General features: G+C 55.7%; 22 protein-coding genes. All 22 read left to right on the top strand.

What is annotated here, in order from left to right; genetic code table 11:
• Window positions 1-14 precede the first annotated feature (14 nt).
• The 22 genes from secE to rpmC all read left to right on the top strand — a co-directional run bounded on the left by secE (window position 15) and on the right by rpmC (window position 21282).
• Window positions 15-383, top strand: coding sequence for a preprotein translocase subunit SecE (gene secE, locus C4K38_RS28865; protein ID WP_009045851.1), 369 nt, complete (start codon window positions 15-17; stop codon window positions 381-383).
• A gap of 9 nt (window positions 384-392) precedes the next feature.
• Window positions 393-926, top strand: coding sequence for a transcription termination/antitermination protein NusG (gene nusG / locus C4K38_RS28860; RefSeq protein ID WP_002555501.1), 534 nt, complete (start codon window positions 393-395; stop codon window positions 924-926).
• A gap of 118 nt (window positions 927-1044) precedes the next feature.
• A complete protein-coding gene (gene rplK, locus C4K38_RS28855) occupies window positions 1045-1476 on the top strand; it encodes a 50S ribosomal protein L11 (RefSeq protein WP_003176435.1) in 432 nt (143 codons plus the stop codon).
• Complete coding sequence (rplA, locus tag C4K38_RS28850) at window positions 1476-2171, top strand: 50S ribosomal protein L1 (RefSeq protein ID WP_007925952.1); 696 nt, start codon at window positions 1476-1478, stop codon at window positions 2169-2171. The genes rplK and rplA overlap by 1 nt, the downstream gene beginning before the upstream one ends.
• 198 nt (window positions 2172-2369) lie before the next feature.
• Window positions 2370-2870, top strand: coding sequence for a 50S ribosomal protein L10 (rplJ, locus tag C4K38_RS28845; protein ID WP_007925954.1), 501 nt, complete (start codon window positions 2370-2372; stop codon window positions 2868-2870).
• Between the two features lie 80 nt (window positions 2871-2950).
• A complete protein-coding gene (rplL, locus tag C4K38_RS28840) occupies window positions 2951-3316 on the top strand; it encodes a 50S ribosomal protein L7/L12 (protein ID WP_007925956.1) in 366 nt (121 codons plus the stop codon).
• Between the two features lie 219 nt (window positions 3317-3535).
• On the top strand, window positions 3536-7609 hold the full coding sequence (gene rpoB, locus C4K38_RS28835; protein ID WP_053281133.1) for a DNA-directed RNA polymerase subunit beta: 4074 nt from the start codon (window positions 3536-3538) through the stop codon (window positions 7607-7609).
• A gap of 64 nt (window positions 7610-7673) precedes the next feature.
• The gene (rpoC, locus tag C4K38_RS28830) at window positions 7674-11873 is read left to right on the top strand and encodes a DNA-directed RNA polymerase subunit beta' (protein ID WP_053281132.1); all 4200 of its coding nucleotides are present in this window, start codon (window positions 7674-7676) and stop codon (window positions 11871-11873) included.
• 200 nt (window positions 11874-12073) lie between these two features.
• The gene (gene rpsL / locus C4K38_RS28825; RefSeq protein ID WP_003186084.1) at window positions 12074-12445 is read left to right on the top strand and encodes a 30S ribosomal protein S12; all 372 of its coding nucleotides are present in this window, start codon (window positions 12074-12076) and stop codon (window positions 12443-12445) included.
• 110 nt (window positions 12446-12555) lie between these two features.
• Window positions 12556-13026, top strand: a complete 471-nt coding sequence (rpsG, locus tag C4K38_RS28820; RefSeq protein ID WP_007925959.1) for a 30S ribosomal protein S7 — start codon at window positions 12556-12558, stop codon at window positions 13024-13026.
• A 30-nt stretch (window positions 13027-13056) separates the two neighbouring features.
• Complete coding sequence (gene fusA / locus C4K38_RS28815; protein ID WP_025804434.1) at window positions 13057-15186, top strand: elongation factor G; 2130 nt, start codon at window positions 13057-13059, stop codon at window positions 15184-15186.
• 30 nt (window positions 15187-15216) lie between these two features.
• A complete protein-coding gene (gene tuf, locus C4K38_RS28810) occupies window positions 15217-16410 on the top strand; it encodes an elongation factor Tu (RefSeq protein WP_007924207.1) in 1194 nt (397 codons plus the stop codon).
• A 139-nt stretch (window positions 16411-16549) separates the two neighbouring features.
• Window positions 16550-16861 (top strand): 30S ribosomal protein S10, encoded by a 312-nt coding sequence (gene rpsJ / locus C4K38_RS28805; protein ID WP_003186070.1) that lies wholly within the window; start codon window positions 16550-16552, stop codon window positions 16859-16861.
• An 80-nt stretch (window positions 16862-16941) separates the two neighbouring features.
• Complete coding sequence (rplC, locus tag C4K38_RS28800) at window positions 16942-17577, top strand: 50S ribosomal protein L3 (RefSeq protein ID WP_007924205.1); 636 nt, start codon at window positions 16942-16944, stop codon at window positions 17575-17577.
• Between the two features lie 12 nt (window positions 17578-17589).
• A complete protein-coding gene (gene rplD, locus C4K38_RS28795; protein WP_007924200.1) occupies window positions 17590-18192 on the top strand; it encodes a 50S ribosomal protein L4 in 603 nt (200 codons plus the stop codon).
• Window positions 18189-18488: a 50S ribosomal protein L23 gene (gene rplW, locus C4K38_RS28790; RefSeq protein ID WP_002555488.1), complete on the top strand. Its 300-nt coding sequence runs from the start codon at window positions 18189-18191 to the stop codon at window positions 18486-18488. Before rplD ends, rplW begins: the two co-directional genes overlap by 4 nt.
• A gap of 14 nt (window positions 18489-18502) precedes the next feature.
• A complete protein-coding gene (gene rplB, locus C4K38_RS28785; protein ID WP_007924198.1) occupies window positions 18503-19327 on the top strand; it encodes a 50S ribosomal protein L2 in 825 nt (274 codons plus the stop codon).
• Window positions 19328-19343: 16 nt separating this feature from the next.
• Window positions 19344-19619, top strand: a complete 276-nt coding sequence (gene rpsS / locus C4K38_RS28780) for a 30S ribosomal protein S19 (RefSeq protein WP_002555486.1) — start codon at window positions 19344-19346, stop codon at window positions 19617-19619.
• Between the two features lie 13 nt (window positions 19620-19632).
• Window positions 19633-19965, top strand: coding sequence for a 50S ribosomal protein L22 (rplV, locus tag C4K38_RS28775; RefSeq protein ID WP_003103908.1), 333 nt, complete (start codon window positions 19633-19635; stop codon window positions 19963-19965).
• Window positions 19966-19978: 13 nt separating this feature from the next.
• Window positions 19979-20665 carry a 30S ribosomal protein S3 gene (gene rpsC / locus C4K38_RS28770; protein ID WP_007924192.1) on the top strand — a complete coding sequence of 229 codons (687 nt, stop codon included), beginning with the start codon at window positions 19979-19981 and terminating at the stop codon, window positions 20663-20665.
• Window positions 20666-20677: 12 nt separating this feature from the next.
• The gene (rplP, locus tag C4K38_RS28765) at window positions 20678-21091 is read left to right on the top strand and encodes a 50S ribosomal protein L16 (RefSeq protein WP_003228729.1); all 414 of its coding nucleotides are present in this window, start codon (window positions 20678-20680) and stop codon (window positions 21089-21091) included.
• Complete coding sequence (gene rpmC / locus C4K38_RS28760; protein ID WP_002555481.1) at window positions 21091-21282, top strand: 50S ribosomal protein L29; 192 nt, start codon at window positions 21091-21093, stop codon at window positions 21280-21282. Before rplP ends, rpmC begins: the two co-directional genes overlap by 1 nt.

Below are 21282 nucleotides of genomic sequence, written 5' to 3'. Positions count from 1 at the left end.
CAGGATCTTCATAGATGACTCCTAAAGCTGAAGCTCAAGGCTCTCGCTTCGATCTGCTCAAGTGGCTTGTAGTAGTTGCTTTGGTGGTCGTTGGCGTTGTCGGTAATCAGTATTACTCTGCTTCGCCGATCCTGTACCGTGTACTCGCTTTGCTTGCTATTGCTGCTGTAGCTGCCTTTGTAGGCCTGCAGACTGCCAAGGGCAAGTCTTTCTTTGTACTGGTTAAGGAAGCTCGCACCGAGATTCGTAAAGTCGTATGGCCAACTCGCCAAGAAACCACGCAGACCACGTTGATCGTAGTGGCTGTTGTTCTGGTTATGGCGTTGCTGTTGTGGGGGCTTGACTCCCTGCTCGGCTGGCTTGTTTCCTTGATTGTTGGCTAAGGGTGTCCCGTGGCTAAGCGTTGGTACGTTGTGCATGCTTACTCGGGTTACGAGAAGCATGTAATGCGTTCGTTGATCGAGCGCGTAAAGCTGGCTGGCATGGAAGATGGCTTTGGCGAAATTCTGGTTCCCACTGAAGAAGTGGTTGAGATGCGTAATGGCCAGAAACGTAAAAGCGAGCGCAAATTCTTCCCAGGTTATGTGCTGGTTCAGATGGATATGAACGAGGGTACTTGGCACTTGGTCAAGGATACTCCTCGGGTGATGGGTTTCATCGGTGGTACTGCCGACAAGCCTGCACCAATCACGGACAAAGAGGCGGAAGCCATTCTGCGTCGTGTCGCTGATGGTAGTGACAAGCCTAAGCCCAAGACTCTGTTCGAGCCGGGTGAGGTTGTTCGTGTTACCGATGGTCCGTTCGCTGACTTTAACGGCACCGTCGAAGAAGTTAACTACGAAAAGAGCCGGATCCAAGTGGCTGTGCTCATTTTCGGTCGCTCTACTCCGGTAGAGCTAGAGTTCAGTCAGGTCGAAAAGGCATAACTGAACGAGAATCCCATACCCCGCAGCCCAAGGCTGTGGGGTTTTGTCGTCACTGGGATAAACGCGCAAGTAACCGGGGAGCCTTTCTAGGCGTTTGAACCCGTAATTGGAGTGCCTCATGGCTAAGAAGATTACTGCTTACATCAAGCTGCAAGTGAAGGCCGCACAGGCCAACCCAAGTCCACCCGTCGGTCCAGCTCTGGGTCAGCACGGCGTGAACATCATGGAATTCTGCAAGGCCTTCAACGCCCGTACCCAGGGTCTTGAGCCAGGTCTGCCGACTCCTGTGATCATCACTGTTTACAGTGACCGCAGCTTCACTTTCGAAACTAAGAGCACCCCTGCTTCGGTTCTGCTGAAGAAAGCTGCTGGCCTGACCAGCGGTTCCGCTCGTCCGAACACCGTTAAGGTTGGCACCGTTACCCGTGCTCAGCTGGAAGAAATCGCGAAAACCAAAAACGCGGATCTGACTGCAGCTGATATGGATGCAGCCGTGCGTACTATCGCCGGTTCTGCTCGTAGCATGGGCCTTAACGTGGAGGGTGTGTAATGGCTAAGCTGACCAAGCGCCAAAAGGCTATCGCCGGCAAGATTGAAGCGGGCAAGGCCTACAGCTTCGTAGACGCAGCTGCTCTCCTGACCGAGCTGTCGACCGTCAAGTTCAGCGAGTCTGTTGACGTCGCTGTAAACCTGGGCGTTGACCCACGTAAATCCGACCAGGTTGTTCGCAGCGCTACCGTGCTGCCACACGGCACTGGCAAGACTGTGCGTGTAGCTGTGTTCACCCAAGGCCCAGCTGCTGAAGCTGCCTTGGCTGCCGGCGCTGATCGCGTAGGTATGGACGACCTGGCTGCCGAAATGAAAGGCGGCGACCTGAACTATGACGTAGTTATTGCTTCCCCGGATGCAATGCGCGTTGTAGGTCAGCTGGGCCAGATCCTCGGTCCACGTGGCCTGATGCCTAACCCTAAGGTTGGTACCGTAACTCCAGACGTAGCTGGCGCTGTTAAAAACGCCAAGGCTGGTCAGGTTCGTTATCGCACCGACAAAAACGGCATTATCCACACCTCCGTTGGCAAGGTCGGCTTCGACGCCGTCAAGCTGAAGGAAAACGTTGAAGCCCTGATCGCTGATCTGAAGCGTATCAAGCCAGCTTCCTCGAAAGGTATCTACGTCAAGCGCGTTACCCTGAGCACCACTATGGGCCCAGGTCTGGTCATCGACCAAGGTTCGCTGGACGTATAAGACACAGGTTGACGCAAGAGATTGCGTCAATTGAAAGATTGGGGTCCCTGCCTGGCGGGGGCTATCCAAGACCGTAGGCGACGCAAGTCTTAAACCACAAGCCTACGCAGATGGTGCTCCCGGTTCCTTACCGAATCAGACACCAAAACGACATCCGACCTCGGTTGGATGAAACGGTAACAAGCAGGAGTTAAACCCGTGGCAATTAAACTCGAAGACAAGAAGGCCATCGTCGCTGAAGTCAACGAGGCTGCCAAAGGCGCTCTGTCCGCTGTCGTGGCTGATGCCCGTGGTGTGACAGTAGGCGCTATGACCGGACTCCGTAAAGAGGCCCGCGAAGCTGGCGTGTATGTACGTGTCGTACGTAACACCCTGCTCAAGCGCGCTGTTGAAGGCACTCAATATGACGTGCTCAACGACGCGTTCGTCGGCCCTACCCTGATTGCATTCTCCAAGGAACATCCGGGCGCTGCTGCTCGTATTTTCAAAGAGTTCGCAAAGGGTCAGGAAAAGTTCGAGATCAAGGCAGCTGCGTTCGAGGGCAAGTACCTCGCAGCAAACGAGATCGACGTGTTGGCTTCGCTGCCAACTCGCGACGAAGCTATTGCGAAGCTGATGAGCGTGATCCAAGGCGCTACCAGCAAGCTGGCTCGTACTCTGGCGGCCATTCGCGACCAGAAAGAAGCTGCTGCTGCCTAAGGCACTGCAAGCCCTTTCAAAATCATATGTTTAATTTGATGGCTGCGTAGGCTGTCACCCCAATACAGGAATTTATAGTCATGTCTCTGACTAACGAGCAAATCATCGAAGCAATCGGCCAGAAAACCGTTCTGGAAGTTGTTGAGCTGATCAAAGCAATGGAAGAAACCTTCGGCGTTACCGCTGCTGTTGCCGCTGCTGGTCCAGCTGCTGCTGCCGCTGTTGTTGAAGAGCAAACTGAATTCAACGTCATGCTGACCGAAGCTGGCGAGAAGAAAGTTAACGTGATCAAGGCTGTACGTGAACTGACCGGTCTGGGCCTGAAAGAAGCCAAGGCTGTAGTTGACGGCGCTCCTGCCATGGTTCTGGAAGGCGTTGCTAAAGAAGCCGCTGACAAAGCCAAAGCAGCTCTGGAAGAAGCAGGCGCTAAAGTCGAGCTGAAGTAAGCATCGACTTTGTGTCTCCAGCCCAAGCGTTAAGCTGAGGCTGATGGCTGGTGGCTCTTGCCACCGGCCTTTTTCCGTTATTGGCAGCCGACTGGGTCGGTGCTTCTAACGTGCTGTAACCACCCTGTGCGGTGGCGCAAACCAAAGGGTTTGCACGATTTTCTGGCTGCTCCCGTCGGGAGGGGCCAAATAAGCAGGTGACCAAGCTGGGGAACGCTGATGGCTTACTCATATACTGAGAAAAAACGTATCCGCAAGGACTTTAGCAAGTTGCCGGACGTCATGGATGTGCCGTACCTCCTGGCCATCCAGCTGGATTCGTATCGTGAATTCTTGCAAGCGGGAGCGACTAAAGATCAGTTCCGCGACGTGGGCCTGCATGCGGCCTTCAAATCCGTTTTCCCGATCATCAGCTACTCCGGCAATGCTGCGTTGGAGTATGTCGGTTATCGCCTGGGCGAACCGGCATTTGATGTCAAAGAATGCGTGCTGCGCGGTGTAACTTACGCCGTACCTTTGCGGGTAAAAGTTCGTCTGATCATTTTCGACAAAGAATCGTCGAACAAAGCGATCAAGGACATCAAAGAGCAAGAAGTCTACATGGGTGAAATCCCCCTGATGACTGAGAACGGTACCTTCGTAATCAACGGTACCGAGCGTGTAATCGTTTCCCAGCTGCACCGTTCCCCTGGCGTATTCTTCGACCACGACCGTGGCAAGACGCACAGCTCCGGTAAGCTGCTGTACTCCGCACGCATCATTCCTTATCGCGGTTCCTGGTTGGACTTCGAGTTCGACCCGAAAGACTGCGTATTCGTGCGTATCGACCGTCGTCGCAAGCTGCCTGCATCGGTACTGCTGCGTGCGCTGGGCTACACCACTGAAGAAGTGCTGGATGCTTTCTACACCACCAACGTATTCCATGTGCGCGGCGAAAACCTGAGCCTGGAACTGGTACCTCAGCGCCTGCGTGGTGAAATTGCAGTCCTCGATATTCAGGATGACAAAGGCAAGGTTATTGTCGAGCAGGGTCGTCGTATTACCGCTCGCCACATCAACCAGCTGGAAAAAGCCGGGATCAAAGAGCTGGAAGTGCCTCTGGACTACGTCCTGGGTCGTACTACCGCGAAGGTCATCGTGCATCCGGCCACCGGCGAAATCCTGGCAGAGTGCAACACCGAGCTGAACACAGAGATCCTGGCGAAGATCGCCAAGGCTCAGGTTGTGCGCATCGAAACGCTGTACACCAACGATATCGATTGCGGTCCGTTCGTTTCCGACACTCTGAAGATCGACTCCACCACCAACCAGCTGGAAGCGTTGGTCGAGATCTATCGCATGATGCGTCCTGGCGAGCCTCCAACCAAGGATGCGGCCGAGACCCTGTTCAACAACCTGTTCTTCAGCCCTGAGCGTTATGACCTGTCTGCGGTCGGCCGGATGAAGTTCAACCGTCGTATCGGTCGTACCGAGATCGAAGGTTCGGGCGTGTTGTGCAAGGAAGACATCGTTGCGGTTCTGAAGACTCTGGTCGACATCCGTAACGGCAAAGGCATCGTCGATGACATCGACCACCTGGGTAACCGTCGTGTTCGCTGTGTAGGCGAGATGGCCGAGAACCAGTTCCGCGTTGGCCTGGTGCGTGTAGAGCGCGCGGTCAAAGAGCGTCTGTCGATGGCTGAAAGCGAAGGCCTGATGCCGCAAGACTTGATCAACGCCAAGCCAGTGGCTGCGGCGGTGAAGGAGTTCTTCGGTTCCAGCCAGCTGTCCCAGTTCATGGACCAGAACAACCCGCTGTCCGAGATTACCCACAAGCGTCGTGTCTCCGCACTCGGCCCAGGCGGTCTGACTCGTGAGCGCGCAGGCTTCGAAGTTCGTGACGTACACCCGACTCACTACGGTCGTGTATGCCCGATCGAGACGCCGGAAGGTCCGAACATCGGTCTGATCAACTCCCTGGCTGCCTATGCTCGCACCAACCAGTACGGCTTCCTCGAGAGCCCGTACCGCGTGGTGAAAGAAGGTCTGGTGACCGACGAGATCGTGTTCCTGTCCGCTATCGAAGAGGCCGATCACGTGATCGCCCAGGCTTCGGCGACCATGAACGACAAAGGTCAGCTGATCGACGAACTGGTGGCTGTTCGTCACCTGAACGAATTCACCGTCAAGGCGCCAGAAGACGTCACCTTGATGGACGTTTCGCCGAAGCAGGTAGTTTCGGTTGCAGCGTCGCTGATTCCGTTCCTCGAGCACGACGACGCCAACCGTGCGTTGATGGGTTCGAACATGCAGCGTCAGGCTGTACCAACCCTGCGTGCCGACAAGCCGCTGGTAGGTACCGGCATGGAGCGTAACGTTGCCCGTGACTCCGGCGTTTGCGTTGTGGCTCGCCGTGGCGGCGTGATCGACTCGGTTGACGCCAGCCGTATCGTGGTTCGTGTTGCAGATGACGAAGTTGAACCAGGCGAAGCCGGTGTCGACATCTACAACCTGACCAAATACACCCGCTCCAACCAGAACACCTGCATCAACCAGCGTCCGCTGGTGAGCAAGGGTGATCGGGTTCAGCGCAGCGACATCATGGCCGACGGTCCGTCCACCGACATGGGTGAGCTGGCTCTGGGTCAGAACATGCGCATCGCGTTCATGGCATGGAACGGCTTCAACTTCGAAGACTCCATCTGCCTGTCCGAGCGTGTGGTTCAGGAAGACCGCTTCACCACGATCCACATCCAGGAACTGACCTGTGTGGCCCGTGACACCAAGCTTGGCCCAGAGGAAATCACTGCGGACATCCCGAACGTGGGTGAGGCTGCACTGAACAAGCTGGACGAAGCCGGTATCGTTTATGTAGGTGCTGAAGTTGGCGCAGGCGACATCCTGGTCGGTAAGGTCACTCCGAAAGGCGAGACCCAGCTGACTCCGGAAGAAAAACTGCTGCGTGCAATCTTCGGTGAAAAAGCCAGCGACGTTAAAGACACCTCCCTGCGTGTACCTACCGGTACCAAGGGTACTGTCATCGACGTACAGGTCTTCACTCGTGACGGCGTAGAGCGTGACGCTCGTGCCCTGTCGATCGAGAAGAGCCAGCTCGACGAGATCCGCAAGGACCTGAACGAAGAGTTCCGTATCGTTGAAGGCGCCACTTTCGAACGTCTGCGTTCCGCTCTGGTCGGCCACAAAGCCGAAGGCGGCGCCGGTCTGAAGAAAGGTCAGGAAATCACCGACGAAGTACTCGACGGTCTTGAGCATGGTCAGTGGTTCAAGCTGCGCATGGCTGAAGATGCTCTGAACGAGCAGCTCGAGAAGGCCCAGGCCTACATCGTTGATCGCCGCCGTCTGCTGGACGACAAGTTCGAAGACAAGAAGCGCAAGCTGCAGCAGGGCGATGACCTGGCTCCAGGCGTGCTGAAAATCGTCAAGGTTTACCTGGCAATCCGTCGTCGCATCCAGCCGGGCGACAAGATGGCCGGTCGTCACGGTAACAAGGGTGTGGTCTCCGTGATCATGCCGGTTGAAGACATGCCGCACGATGCCAATGGCACCCCGGTCGACGTCGTCCTCAACCCGTTGGGCGTACCTTCGCGTATGAACGTTGGTCAGATTCTCGAAACCCACCTGGGCCTCGCGGCCAAAGGTCTGGGCGAGAAGATCAACCGCATGGTCGAAGAGCAGCGCAAGGTCGCGGAACTGCGTAAGTTCCTGGACGAGATCTACAACCAGATCGGTGGTCGTAACGAAGATCTGGATAGCTTCTCCGATCAGGAAATCCTGGATCTGGCGAAAAACCTGCGCGGCGGCGTGCCGATGGCCACTCCGGTGTTCGACGGTGCCAAGGAAAGCGAAATCAAGGCCATGCTGAAACTGGCGGACCTGCCAGAAAGCGGCCAGATGCAGCTGACCGACGGCCGTACCGGCAACAAGTTCGAGCGCCCGGTTACTGTTGGCTACATGTACATGCTGAAGCTGAACCACTTGGTAGACGACAAGATGCACGCTCGTTCTACCGGTTCGTACAGCCTGGTTACCCAGCAGCCGCTGGGTGGTAAGGCGCAGTTCGGTGGTCAGCGTTTCGGGGAGATGGAGGTCTGGGCACTGGAAGCATACGGTGCTGCATACACTCTGCAAGAAATGCTCACAGTGAAGTCGGACGATGTGAACGGTCGGACCAAGATGTACAAAAACATCGTGGACGGCGATCACCGTATGGAGCCGGGCATGCCCGAGTCCTTCAACGTGTTGATCAAAGAAATTCGTTCCCTCGGCATCGATATCGATCTGGAAACCGAATAACACGTGACGCGAATCGAGAGCGGGGCAGGATTGCCCGCTCTCTGCTCCGCCAGGAGGAAAGGCCTTGAAAGACCTACTGAATTTGCTGAAAAACCAGGGTCAAGTCGAAGAGTTCGACGCCATCCGTATCGGATTGGCCTCGCCTGAGATGATCCGTTCGTGGTCGTTCGGTGAAGTTAAAAAGCCGGAAACCATCAACTACCGTACGTTCAAGCCTGAGCGTGACGGCCTGTTCTGCGCCAAGATCTTTGGCCCGGTAAAGGATTACGAGTGCCTGTGCGGTAAGTACAAGCGCTTGAAGCATCGTGGTGTGATCTGCGAGAAGTGCGGCGTTGAAGTTGCACTGGCCAAAGTTCGTCGTGAGCGCATGGCGCACATCGAACTGGCTTCGCCGGTTGCCCACATCTGGTTCCTGAAATCGCTGCCGTCCCGTATCGGCCTGCTGATGGACATGACCCTGCGTGATATCGAGCGTGTTCTCTACTTCGAGAGCTACGTCGTTATCGATCCGGGCATGACCACTCTGGAAAAAGGCCAGCTGCTCAACGACGAGCAGTATTTCGAAGCGCTGGAAGAGTTCGGTGACGACTTCGACGCCCGCATGGGTGCCGAGGCTGTCCGCGAACTGCTGCACGCTATCGACCTGGAACACGAGATTGGCCGTCTGCGCGAAGAGATTCCGCAAACCAACTCGGAAACCAAGATCAAGAAGCTGTCCAAGCGTCTGAAGTTGATGGAAGCCTTCCAGGGCTCCGGCAACCTGCCAGAGTGGATGGTGCTGACCGTTCTGCCGGTTCTGCCGCCAGATCTGCGTCCACTGGTCCCACTGGATGGCGGTCGTTTCGCGACTTCCGACCTCAACGATCTGTATCGTCGAGTGATCAACCGTAACAACCGTTTGAAGCGCCTGCTGGATCTGTCCGCTCCGGACATCATCGTGCGCAACGAAAAGCGTATGTTGCAGGAAGCTGTCGACGCACTGCTCGACAACGGTCGTCGTGGCCGCGCTATCACCGGTTCCAACAAGCGTCCTCTGAAATCCCTGGCCGACATGATCAAGGGTAAGCAGGGTCGTTTCCGTCAGAACTTGCTCGGTAAGCGTGTTGACTACTCTGGCCGTTCGGTAATTACCGTAGGCCCGACCCTGCGTCTGCACCAGTGCGGTCTGCCTAAGAAAATGGCTCTCGAGCTGTTCAAACCGTTCATTTTCGGCAAGTTGGAAATGCGTGGCCTGGCCACCACCATCAAAGCCGCGAAGAAAATGGTCGAGCGCGAGCTGCCAGAGGTTTGGGACGTTCTCGCTGAAGTGATTCGCGAACACCCAGTGCTCCTCAACCGTGCACCGACCCTTCACCGTCTGGGTATCCAGGCGTTTGAACCAGTACTGATCGAAGGTAAGGCTATCCAGCTGCACCCTCTGGTCTGTGCCGCGTACAACGCCGACTTCGACGGCGACCAAATGGCCGTGCACGTACCGCTGACACTGGAAGCCCAGCTGGAAGCGCGTGCGTTGATGATGTCGACCAACAACATCCTGTCGCCAGCCAACGGTGAGCCAATCATCGTTCCGTCGCAGGACGTTGTATTGGGCCTGTACTACATGACTCGTGAAGCGATCAACGCCAAGGGCGAAGGTCGTGTGTTCGCGGATCTGCAGGAAGTTGACCGTGTGTTCCGTGCCGGTGAAGCCGCACTGCATGCCAAGGTCAAGGTGCGGATCACCGAAACCGTCAACGATCGTGATGGCGGCAGCGTGACCAACACTCGTATCGTCGACACCACTGTCGGCCGTGCGCTGCTGTTCCAGGTTGTGCCAAAAGGTCTGTCGTACGACGTCGTCAACCTGCCGATGAAGAAGAAGGCAATCTCCAAGCTGATCAACCAGTGCTACCGCGTGGTTGGTCTGAAAGAGACTGTGATCTTCGCTGACCAGTTGATGTACACCGGTTTTGCCTACTCGACCATTTCCGGCGTTTCCATCGGTGTTAACGACTTCGTTATCCCGGACGAGAAAGCCCGCATCATCGGTACTGCTACCGATGAAGTGAAAGAAATCGAGAGCCAGTACGCCTCCGGCCTGGTAACCCAGGGCGAGAAGTACAACAAAGTGATCGACCTTTGGTCGAAAGCGAACGATGAAGTCTCCAAGGCGATGATGGCCAACCTCTCGAAAGAGAAAGTCATCGACCGTCACGGCGACGAAGTCGAGCAAGAATCGTTCAACTCGATGTACATGATGGCCGACTCGGGTGCGCGGGGTTCCGCAGCACAGATTCGTCAGCTGGCCGGTATGCGTGGTCTGATGGCCAAGCCGGACGGTTCCATCATCGAAACGCCGATTACCGCGAACTTCCGTGAAGGTCTGAGCGTACTCCAGTACTTCATCTCGACTCACGGTGCTCGTAAAGGTCTGGCGGATACCGCGTTGAAAACTGCGAACTCCGGTTACCTGACTCGTCGTCTGGTAGACGTGGCGCAGGATCTGGTTGTAACCGAGATCGACTGTGGCACCGAGCACGGCCTGCTGATGACTCCGCACATTGAAGGCGGTGACGTTGTTGAGCCGCTGGGTGAGCGCGTGTTGGGTCGTGTTATCGCCCGTGACGTATTCAAGCCAGGTACCGAGGACGTCATCGTTCCTGCCGGCACTCTGGTCGACGAGAAGTGGGTCGAGTTCATCGAGCTGAACAGTATCGACGAAGTGATCGTACGCTCGCCGATCAGCTGCGAAACCCGCTACGGCATTTGCGCCAAGTGCTACGGCCGCGACCTGGCTCGTGGTCACCAGGTGAACATCGGTGAAGCGGTCGGCGTTATCGCTGCTCAGTCCATCGGTGAGCCGGGTACCCAGTTGACGATGCGTACGTTCCACATCGGTGGTGCGGCAAGCCGGACCTCCGCGGCCGACAGCGTTCAGGTGAAGAATGGCGGTACCGTCCGTCTGCACAACCTGAAGCACGTTGAGCGAGTGGATGGTCACCTGGTTGCTGTGTCCCGTTCCGGTGAGCTGGCGATCGCGGACGACTTCGGTCGTGAGCGCGAGCGTTACAAGCTGCCGTACGGTGCCGTGATTTCGGTTAAAGAAGGTGACAAGGTCGACGCTGGCTCTATCGTGGCCAAGTGGGATCCGCACACTCACCCAATCGTTACCGAAATGAAAGGTACCGTGACCTACGTGGGCATGGAAGAAGGCATCACGATCAAGCGTCAGACTGACGAATTGACCGGTATGACCAACATTGAAGTGCTCGACGCGAAAGATCGTCCAGCTGCCGGCAAAGACATCCGTCCAGCCGTGAAGATGGTTGACGACAACGGCAAGGATCTGTTGCTGCCAGGCACTGACGTAATCGCTCAGTACTTCCTGCCAGCTAACGCCCTGGTCGGTGTAGCGGACGGCGCGAAGATCGCGATCGGTGACGTTATCGCTCGTATCCCGCAAGAAACTTCGAAGACTCGTGACATCACCGGTGGTCTGCCGCGTGTTGCCGACCTGTTCGAAGCTCGTCGTCCGAAAGAAGCCTCGATCCTGGCTGAAGTCAGCGGCACCATCGCGTTCGGTAAAGAGACCAAAGGCAAGCGCCGTCTGGTCATTACCCCGAACGACGGTAGCGATCCGTACGAAGAGCTGATTCCGAAGTGGCGCCACCTGAACGTCTTCGAAGGCGAACAGGTAAACCGCGGCGAAGTTATCTCCGACGGTCCAAGCGATCCACACGACATCCTGCGTCTGCTGGGTGTGAGTGCGCTGGCCAAGTACATCGTGAACGAGATCCAGGACGTTTACCGTCTGCAAGGCGTGAAAATCAACGACAAGCACATCGAGACCATCCTGCGTCAGATGTTGCGTAAGGTTGAGATCGCTGAATCCGGCGATTCCAGTTTCATCAAGGGCGACCAGATGGAACTGACTCACGTACTGGTAGAGAACGAGCGTCTGAACACCGAAGACAAGTTTGTCGCCAAGTTCACCCGCGTTCTGCTGGGTATCACCAAGGCGTCGCTGTCGACCGAATCGTTCATCTCGGCGGCCTCTTTCCAAGAGACCACTCGCGTACTGACCGAAGCGGCGGTAACCGGCAAGCGCGATTACCTGCGCGGCCTGAAAGAAAACGTGGTCGTGGGTCGCCTGATCCCGGCTGGTACCGGCCTGGCGTATCACAGCGAGCGTAAGCGTCGTCGTGATGCCGACAAGCCGCTGCGCGTAAGCGCAAGTGAAGTTGAAGCTGCACTGACCGAAGCGCTGAACTCCAGCGGTAACTGAGGTCTGCAGTAGATTGAGATAGGGCCCTGGCTTTTCCGCTCACGAATCAAGACGATTTTGTCGGGGTTCGCTGATCGGGGAGGCCGGGGCCTTGCCTTGACTGGGGACAAGATCCTCTTTAGACTCTTGTACCCCTAAATTTGGTGGGGCTTGCGCCCTGCCATTTTGTTTATGTCGAAAGACAACAGTGGAGCTAGTAGATGGCAACTATCAACCAGCTGGTACGTCAGCCGCGTAAGCGTATCGTCGAGAAATCCGACGTGCCTGCGCTGCAGAACTGCCCGCAACGTCGTGGCGTGTGCACTCGCGTGTATACCACTACGCCGAAAAAACCTAACTCGGCACTGCGTAAAGTATGCCGTGTGCGTCTGACCAACGGTTTCGAGGTTTCCTCGTACATCGGTGGTGAGGGCCACAACCTGCAAGAGCACAGCGTGGTACTGATCCGCGGCGGTCGTGTAAAAGACTTGCCAGGTGTTCGTTACCACACCGTTCGCGGCTCCCTGGATACCTCCGGCGTTAAAGGTCGTAACCAAGGTCGTTCGAAGTACGGTACCAAGCGTCCGAAGTAATCGGCCGTTTTGCAGTTAATTATTTTATTGAGTCGATAAGAGTAAGGTCGGGCACGAGTCCTTTGGATCAACTGTCCCGAGCTAACCTGAAGACCGTTTGAGGGCTTATCATGCCAAGACGTCGCGTAGCAGCCAAACGTGAGATTCTGGACGATCCGAAATACGGAAGCCAGATCCTCGCCAAGTTCATGAATCACGTAATGGAAAGCGGCAAGAAAGCCGTTGCCGAGCGTATCGTTTATGGCGCGCTGGAAAAAGTTAAAGAACGCAAGAACAGCGATCCCCTGGAAATCTTCGAGAAAGCTCTCGACGCCATCGCTCCGCTGGTCGAAGTGAAGTCGCGCCGTGTTGGCGGTGCTACTTACCAGGTTCCGGTCGAAGTTCGTCCGTCCCGTCGTAACGCTCTGGCAATGCGCTGGTTGGTAGACTTCGCCCGTAAGCGCGGCGAGAAGTCTATGGCTCTGCGCTTGGCTGGCGAACTGCTGGACGCTGCCGAAGGCAAAGGTGCTGCAGTTAAGAAGCGTGAAGACGTACACCGTATGGCTGAAGCCAACAAGGCTTTCTCGCACTACCGCTTCTAATATCGGCATCATTCATTTTGCGAGGGCTCTATGGCTCGTACTACAGCAATCAACCGCTACCGTAACATCGGTATCTGTGCCCACGTTGACGCGGGCAAGACTACCACTACCGAGCGGATCCTGTTCTACACAGGTCTCAGCCACAAGATGGGTGAGGTGCATGACGGCGCTGCTACCACCGACTGGATGGTGCAGGAGCAGGAGCGTGGTATCACCATTACCTCCGCTGCTGTAACTACCTTCTGGAAAGGTTCGCGCGGCCAATACGATAACTATCGTGTAAACGTTATCGATACCCCTGGCCACGTAGACTTCACCATTGAAGTAGAGCGTTCGCTGCGTGTACTCGACGGCGCGGTCGTTGTGTTCTGCGGTACTTCCGGTGTTGAGCCTCAGTCTGAAACCGTATGGCGTCAAGCCAACAAGTACGGCGTTCCACGTGTTGTTTACGTGAACAAGATGGACCGTGCCGGTGCCAACTTCCTGCGCGTTGTTGCTCAGATCAAAAACCGTCTGGGTCACACCCCGGTTCCAGTTCAGCTGGCTATCGGCGCAGAAGATAACTTCGAGGGTCAGATCGATCTGATCAAGATGAAGGCTATCTACTGGAACGACGACGACAAGGGTACTACCTATCGCGAGGAAGAAATTCCTGCCGATATGCTGGACCTGGCTAACGAGTGGCGCTCCAACATGGTTGAAGCTGCTGCTGAAGCCAACGAAGAGCTGATGAACAAGTACCTTGAAGAAGGTGAGCTGACCGTCGAAGAGATCAAGGCAGGCCTGCGTGCGCGCACCCTGGCCAGCGAGATCGTTCCGGCTGTCTGCGGTTCCTCGTTCAAGAACAAGGGCGTTCCGCTGGTTCTTGATGCTGTCATCGACTTCCTGCCGGCTCCGACCGAGATCCCTGCAATCCAGGGTATCCATCCGGACAACATGGATGATGAAAACGCTCCGAAAATCGAGCGTCACGCCGACGATAGCGAGCCGTTCTCGGCTCTGGCGTTCAAGATTGCTACCGACCCGTTCGTGGGTACCCTGACCTTCGTGCGCGTTTACTCGGGCATGCTGCAGTCTGGCGACTCCGTGATCAACTCGGTCAAGGGCAAGAAAGAGCGCGTTGGTCGTATGGTGCAGATGCACGCCAACCAGCGTGAAGAAATCAAGGAAGTTCTCGCGGGCGACATCGCCGCGCTGATCGGCATGAAGGACGTCACCACTGGTGACACCCTGTGTGATGCTGCCAGCCCGGTTATCCTCGAGCGTATGGATTTCCCTGAGCCGGTAATTTCGGTAGCTGTTGAGCCGAAAACCAAGCAAGACCAGGAGAAGATGGGTATTGCACTGGGCAAGTTGGCTCAGGAAGACCCGTCGTTCCGCGTCAAGACTGACGAAGAAACTGGTCAGACCATCATCTCGGGTATGGGTGAGCTTCACCTGGACATCCTCGTTGACCGCATGAAGCGCGAGTTCAACGTCGAAGCGAACATCGGTAAGCCGCAGGTTTCCTACCGCGAGAAGATCACCGTCGGCTGTGAAGTTGAAGGTAAGTTCGTTCGTCAATCCGGCGGTCGTGGCCAGTTCGGCCATTGCTGGATCCGTTTTGCTCCGGCAGACGTCGACGAAAAAGGCAATATCACTGAAGGTCTGGTGTTTGCCAACGAGGTCGTTGGTGGTGTGGTTCCGAAGGAATACATCCCGGCAATCCAGAAAGGTATCGAAGAGCAGATGAAGAACGGCGTTGTCGCCGGCTATCCGCTGATCGGCCTGAAGGCTACCGTGTTTGATGGTTCTTACCACGACGTCGACTCTAACGAGATGGCGTTTAAGGTAGCGGCCTCCATGGCGACCAAGCAGCTGCGTGAGAAGGGCAAGGGCGTAGTTCTTGAGCCGATCATGAAGGTTGAAGTAGTAACCCCTGAGGACTACATGGGTGACGTGATGGGTGACCTGAACCGTCGTCGTGGTCTGATCCAGGGTATGGAAGACTCGGTCTCTGGCAAGGTTATCCGTGCTGAAGTGCCGCTGGGTGAAATGTTCGGTTATGCGACCGACGTTCGTTCCATGTCCCAGGGTCGCGCGAGCTACTCCATGGAGTTCTCCAAGTACGCCGAAGCTCCGTCGAATATCGTCGAAGCACTCGTTAAAAAACAAGGCTAATCCAGCCCTTTAGGCAAGAGGTTCACTGTCGTGGCTAAAGAAAAATTTGAACGTAACAAACCGCACGTCAACGTTGGCACCATCGGTCACGTTGACCACGGTAAAACCACTCTGACCGCTGCACTGACTCGTGTTTGCTCCGAGGTTTTCGGTTCGGCTCGCGTTGACTTCGACAAGATCGACAGCGCTCCAGAAGAAAAAGCTCGTGGTATCACCATCAACACCGCGCACGTAGAGTACGACTCGAACATTCGTCACTACGCGCACGTTGACTGCCCAGGTCACGCCGACTACGTCAAAAACATGATCACTGGTGCTGCCCAGATGGACGGCGCGATCCTGGTTTGCTCGGCTGCCGATGGTCCGATGCCGCAAACTCGCGAGCACATCCTGCTGTCCCGTCAGGTAGGCGTTCCGTACATCGTTGTCTTCCTGAACAAGGCTGACATGGTTGACGACGCTGAGCTGCTGGAGCTGGTTGAGATGGAAGTGCGCGATCTGCTGAGCACTTACGACTTCCCAGGTGATGACACTCCAATCATCATCGGTTCGGCTCTGATGGCTCTGAACGGCCAAGACGACAACGAAATGGGCACTACCGCTGTTAAGAAGCTGGTAGAAACTCTGGATACCTACATCCCAGAGCCAGAGCGTGCTATCGACAAGCCGTTCCTGATGCCTATCGAAGACGTATTCTCGATCTCTGGTCGTGGCACCGTGGTAACTGGCCGTGTTGAGCGTGGTATCGTTCGCATCCAGGAAGAAGTTGAGATCGTTGGTCTGCGCGATACTCAGAAAACTACCTGCACCGGCGTTGAAATGTTCCGCAAACTGCTCGACGAAGGTCGTGCTGGCGAGAACTGCGGCGTTCTGCTGCGTGGCACCAAGCGTGACGACGTTGAGCGTGGCCAGGTTCTGGTTAAGCCAGGTACTGTTAAGCCGCACACCAAGTTCACCGCTGAAGTGTACGTTCTGAGCAAAGAAGAAGGCGGTCGTCATACTCCGTTCTTCAAAGGCTACCGTCCTCAGTTCTACTTCCGTACTACTGACGTGACTGGTAACTGCGAGCTGCCAGAAGGCGTTGAAATGGTAATGCCAGGTGACAACATCCAGATGACTGTCACTCTGATCAAAACCATCGCGATGGAAGATGGTCTGCGTTTCGCTATTCGTGAAGGCGGTCGTACCGTCGGCGCTGGCGTCGTAGCTAAAGTCATCGAGTAATCGGCGACTCATGAAAAAGCCCCGCTTGCGGGGGCTTTTTTATTGGGTTGACACTCTGTGGGGCCGTCTATAGAATTGCGCCTCCTTTTAACGGGCGTATTGCGCCCGGTGGGAATAGCAGCCTGGAGTCTGAAATCCAATGCAAAATCAGCAAATCCGTATCAGGTTGAAGGCTTTCGACCATCGCCTGATCGACCAATCCACCCAGGAAATCGTGGAAACCGCGAAACGTACTGGTGCTCAAGTGCGTGGTCCTATTCCACTGCCTACCCGTAAAGAGCGGTTCACCGTTCTGGTCTCCCCGCACGTCAACAAAGACGCGCGTGACCAGTACGAGATCCGTACTCATAAGCGCGTACTGGACATCGTCCAGCCAACGGATAAAACCGTTGATGCACTTATGAAGCTTGATCTTGCGGCAGGTGTGGAAGTGCAGATCAGCCTCGGCTAAGACTCGGTCTTAGTCGTGTAACGCTCTGAAATGGGCGGCCATAGCGGGTGAAAGCCCCGTACACTCATGAGGTTTACAACATGACTATTGGTGTAGTCGGTCGTAAATGCGGTATGACCCGTATTTTCACCGAAGAAGGTGTCTCCATTCCGGTCACGGTCATTGAGATCGAGCCGAATCGCGTCACCCAGTTCAAAACTGAAGAAACCGATGGCTATCGTGCAGTGCAAGTCACTGTAGGTGAGCGTCGTGCTTCGCGTGTGACTGCTGCTCAAGCAGGTCACTTCGCTAAAGCGAACGTTGCTGCCGGTCGTGGCGTTTGGGAATTCCGTCTTGAAGAAGGCGAGTACCAAGCTGGCGATCTGATCAATGCAGAAATCTTCGCAGCTGGCCAACTGGTAGATGTTACCGGTCAGTCGAAAGGTAAAGGCTTCGCCGGTACCATCAAGCGTTGGAATTTCCGCGGTCAAGATAACACCCACGGTAACTCCGTTTCCCACCGCGTCCCGGGCTCTATTGGCCAGTGCCAGACTCCTGGTCGTGTATTCAAGGGCAAAAAAATGTCCGGTCATATGGGCGCTGAGCGCGTGACCGTGCAGTCCCTGGAAGTAGTGCGCGTCGACGCTGAACGCAATCTGTTGTTGGTCAAGGGTGCTGTTCCTGGCGCTACTGGCGGCAACCTGGTTGTACGTCCGGCGGCCAAGGCTCGCGGTTAAGGGGAAGCTGACATGCAATTAAATGTAAATGACGCTCAAGCGATCGAAGTTTCCGAACTGACATTTGGCGGCGAATTCAACGAGACGCTGGTTCACCAAGCAGTCGTGGCCTACATGGCCGGCGGCCGTCAAGGTAGCAAGCAGCAAAAGACCCGTTCCGACGTTTCCGGTGGCGGCAAGCGCCCGTGGCGTCAGAAAGGTACTGGCCGTGCTCGTGCCGGTACTATCCGTAGCCCAATCTGGCGTGGCGGCGGTACCACTTTCGCAGCTCGTCCACAGGATCACTCCCAGAAGCTGAACAAGAAGATGTATCGCGCAGCAATGCGTTCCATCCTTGCTGAGCTGGTGCGTACTGATCGTCTGGTCGTGGTTCAGGATTTCGCTGTTGAAACTCCGAAAACCAAAGATCTGCTGGGCAAGCTGAACAACATGAGTCTGACCGACGTTCTGATCGTGTCGGACGCTGTTGATCAGAACCTGTACCTGGCTGCTCGTAACCTGCCACACGTTGATGTACGTGACGTGCAAGGTTCCGATCCAGTTAGTCTGATCGCATACGACAAAGTGTTGATCACTGTGTCGGCCGTGAAGAAATTCGAGGAGCTGCTGGGATGAACCAGGAACGCGTATTTAAAGTTCTGCTTGGCCCGCACGTTTCCGAGAAGGCTACGGTTCTGGCAGACAAGAAAGGCCAGTTCGTTTTCAAGGTTGCTACTGATGCAACCAAGCTGGAAATCAAGAAGGCCGTCGAAAGCCTGTTCAGCGTGAAAGTGGAGCGCGTTACTACCCTGAACGTTCTGGGTAAGAGCAAGCGTACCGCTCGCGGTCTGGGCAAGCGTAATGACTGGAAGAAGGCAGTTATCTCCCTTCAGCCAGGCCAAGATCTCGATTTCAGCAGCAGTGCTGAGTAAGGAAGGGGTGCATCATGGCAATCGTTAAATGCAAACCGACTTCCCCTGGCCGCCGTTTTGTGGTCAAGGTGGTCAACCAGGAGCTGCATAAAGGCGCTCCTCACGCACCGCTGCTCGAGAAGAAGTCGAAGTCTGGTGGTCGTAACAACAATGGCCGCATTACCACTCGTCACGTTGGTGGTGGTCATAAGCAGCATTACCGTCTGGTCGACTTCCGTCGCAACGACAAAGATGGCATCGCTGCCACTGTCGAGCGTATCGAATACGATCCAAACCGTACTGCTCACATCGCTCTGCTGCTGTACGCAGACGGCGAGCGTCGCTACATCATCGCCCCTAAAGGCGTGAGCGCTGGCGACCAGCTGATCGCAGGTGCTCTGGCACCGATCAAGCCGGGCAACGCTCTGCAACTGCGTAACATTCCAGTTGGTAGCACCGTACACGGCATCGAACTGAAGCCAGGTAAAGGCGCGCAAATCGCTCGTTCCGCTGGTGCTTCGGCTCAGCTGATCGCTCGTGAAGGTGTCTACGTGACCCTGCGTCTGCGTTCTGGTGAGATGCGTAAAGTCCTGGCTGAATGCCGTGCGACCCTGGGCGAAGTCTCGAACTCCGAGCACAGCCTGCGTTCGCTGGGTAAAGCCGGTGCCAAACGCTGGCGTGGCGTTCGCCCAACCGTTCGTGGTGTTGCCATGAACCCGGTTGACCACCCACATGGTGGTGGTGAAGGTCGTACCTCTGGTGGTCGTCATCCGGTATCGCCATGGGGCTTCCCGACTAAGGGCGCGAAGACTCGTGGTAATAAGCGTACCGACAAAATGATCGTCCGTCGTCGCAAGTAAATAGAGGGATACGACAGTGCCACGTTCTCTGAAAAAAGGTCCTTTTATTGATCTTCACCTACTGAAGAAGATCGAAGTGGCGGCGGAAAAGAACGATCGCAAACCAGTTAAGACCTGGTCGCGCCGTTCCATGATCCTGCCACAAATGGTCGGTCTGACCATTGCTGTGCATAACGGTCGTCAACATGTTCCAGTTCTCGTGAACGAAGACATGGTCGGCCACAAACTGGGCGAGTTCGCCGGTACCCGTACATATCGCGGGCACGTGGCTGACAAGAAAGCCAAGCGTTAAGGGGTAAGGAACGATGGAAGTAGCCGCTAAGTTGTCGGGCGCTCGAATCTCCGCCCAGAAAGCCCGCTTGGTCGCCGACCAGATCCGCGGGAAGAAGGTGGGCGAAGCGCTCAACCTGTTGGCTTTCAGCAGTAAGAAAGCCGCCGAGATCATGAAGAAAGTGCTGGAGTCGGCCGTAGCCAACGCCGAGCATAACGAAGGCGCAGACGTTGATGACCTGAAGGTCTCCACCGTTTTCGTCAACGAAGGGCGTTCGCTGAAGCGCATCATGCCACGTGCCAAAGGTCGTGCTGATCGCATCGTCAAGCGGTCTTGCCATATCACTGTCAAGGTTGCTGACAAGTAACGGAGTCGAAGAGATGGGTCAGAAAGTACATCCCATTGGCATTCGCCTGGGAATCGTCAAGGAGCACACCTCCGTCTGGTACGCAGACGGTCGGACTTATGCGGACTATTTGCTCGCAGATCTGAATGTGCGTGAGTACCTCCAAGACAAACTAAAAAGCGCGTCCGTAAGCCGTATCGATATCCATCGTCCGGCTCAAACTGCACGCATCACCATCCACACCGCTCGTCCCGGCATCGTGATCGGCAAGAAAGGTGAAGATGTTGAGAAACTGCGTCAGGACCTGACCAAGCAAATGGGTGTGCCTGTGCACATCAATATCGAAGAGATCCGCAAGCCGGAGCTCGACGGTATGCTGGTTGCCCAGAGCGTAGCTCAGCAGCTGGAGCGTCGTGTAATGTTCCGTCGCGCTATGAAGCGCGCAGTACAGAACGCCATGCGCATTGGTGCCAAAGGCATCAAAATCCAAGTGAGCGGTCGTCTCGGCGGTGCTGAAATCGCACGTACTGAATGGTATCGCGAAGGTCGTGTGCCACTGCACACCCTGCGTGCCGATATCGACTATGCCACCTACGAAGCTCACACCACTTACGGTGTGATCGGTGTGAAGGTTTGGATCTTCAAAGGCGAAGTAATTGGTGGTCGCCAAGAAGAGCTGAAGCCACAAGCACCTGCGCCTCGTAAAAAAGCTGCTAAGTAAGGGGTACGCCAAATGTTGCAACCAAAGCGTACGAAGTTCCGCAAGCAAATGACCGGCCACAACCGTGGTCTGGCATTGCGCGGTAGCAAAGTCAGCTTCGGCGAGTTCGCGCTGAAGTCTGTTGCTCGTGGTCGTCTCACCGCTCGTCAGATCGAGTCGGCACGTCGTGCTCTGACCCGTCACGTAAAACGTGGCGGCAAGATCTGGATCCGTGTATTCCCGGACAAGCCTATTTCCAAGAAGCCACTCGAAGTTCGGATGGGTAAAGGTAAGGGTAACGTCGAATACTGGGTTGCCCAGATTCAGCCAGGCAAAGTCCTGTATGAAATCGAGGGTGTTTCTGAAGAGCTGGCGCGTGAGGCTTTCGCCCTGGCTGCTGCAAAGCTGCCGCTCGCCACCTCCTTTGTTAAACGGACGGTGATGTGATGAAAGCGAATGAACTTCGTGAAAAATCCGCACAGCAGCTGAACGAGCAACTGCTCGGCCTGCTGCGCGACCAGTTCAATCTGCGTATGCAGAAGGCAACTGGCCAGTTGGGGCAGTCTCATCTGCTCTCGCAAGTTAAACGTGACATCGCTCGCGTGAAGACTGTGCTCAACCAGCAGGCAGGTAAGTAA

Source organism: Pseudomonas chlororaphis subsp. piscium, from assembly GCF_003850345.1.
GTDB classification, from domain to species: domain Bacteria; phylum Pseudomonadota; class Gammaproteobacteria; order Pseudomonadales; family Pseudomonadaceae; genus Aquipseudomonas; species Aquipseudomonas piscium.
This window is presented reverse-complemented; position numbering and strand designations above follow the sequence as displayed.

What these genes read in the sequence shown, in the direction of transcription:
- rplC (WP_007924205.1), top strand. Translation starts at nt 16,942, where the DNA reads ATGACTATTGGTGTAGTCGGTCGTAAATGCGGTATGACCCGTATTTTC.
- rpoB (WP_053281133.1), top strand. Translation starts at nt 3,536, where the DNA reads ATGGCTTACTCATATACTGAGAAAAAACGTATCCGCAAGGACTTTAGC.
- rplD (WP_007924200.1), top strand. Translation starts at nt 17,590, where the DNA reads ATGCAATTAAATGTAAATGACGCTCAAGCGATCGAAGTTTCCGAACTG.
- rpmC (WP_002555481.1), top strand. Translation starts at nt 21,091, where the DNA reads ATGAAAGCGAATGAACTTCGTGAAAAATCCGCACAGCAGCTGAACGAG.
- rpsL (WP_003186084.1), top strand. Translation starts at nt 12,074, where the DNA reads ATGGCAACTATCAACCAGCTGGTACGTCAGCCGCGTAAGCGTATCGTC.
- rplB (WP_007924198.1), top strand. Translation starts at nt 18,503, where the DNA reads ATGGCAATCGTTAAATGCAAACCGACTTCCCCTGGCCGCCGTTTTGTG.
- rpsG (WP_007925959.1), top strand. Translation starts at nt 12,556, where the DNA reads ATGCCAAGACGTCGCGTAGCAGCCAAACGTGAGATTCTGGACGATCCG.
- rplA (WP_007925952.1), top strand. Translation starts at nt 1,476, where the DNA reads ATGGCTAAGCTGACCAAGCGCCAAAAGGCTATCGCCGGCAAGATTGAA.
- secE (WP_009045851.1), top strand. Translation starts at nt 15, where the DNA reads ATGACTCCTAAAGCTGAAGCTCAAGGCTCTCGCTTCGATCTGCTCAAG.
- fusA (WP_025804434.1), top strand. Translation starts at nt 13,057, where the DNA reads ATGGCTCGTACTACAGCAATCAACCGCTACCGTAACATCGGTATCTGT.
- rplP (WP_003228729.1), top strand. Translation starts at nt 20,678, where the DNA reads ATGTTGCAACCAAAGCGTACGAAGTTCCGCAAGCAAATGACCGGCCAC.
- rplW (WP_002555488.1), top strand. Translation starts at nt 18,189, where the DNA reads ATGAACCAGGAACGCGTATTTAAAGTTCTGCTTGGCCCGCACGTTTCC.
- rplK (WP_003176435.1), top strand. Translation starts at nt 1,045, where the DNA reads ATGGCTAAGAAGATTACTGCTTACATCAAGCTGCAAGTGAAGGCCGCA.
- rplL (WP_007925956.1), top strand. Translation starts at nt 2,951, where the DNA reads ATGTCTCTGACTAACGAGCAAATCATCGAAGCAATCGGCCAGAAAACC.
- rplV (WP_003103908.1), top strand. Translation starts at nt 19,633, where the DNA reads ATGGAAGTAGCCGCTAAGTTGTCGGGCGCTCGAATCTCCGCCCAGAAA.
- rpsC (WP_007924192.1), top strand. Translation starts at nt 19,979, where the DNA reads ATGGGTCAGAAAGTACATCCCATTGGCATTCGCCTGGGAATCGTCAAG.
- rpsJ (WP_003186070.1), top strand. Translation starts at nt 16,550, where the DNA reads ATGCAAAATCAGCAAATCCGTATCAGGTTGAAGGCTTTCGACCATCGC.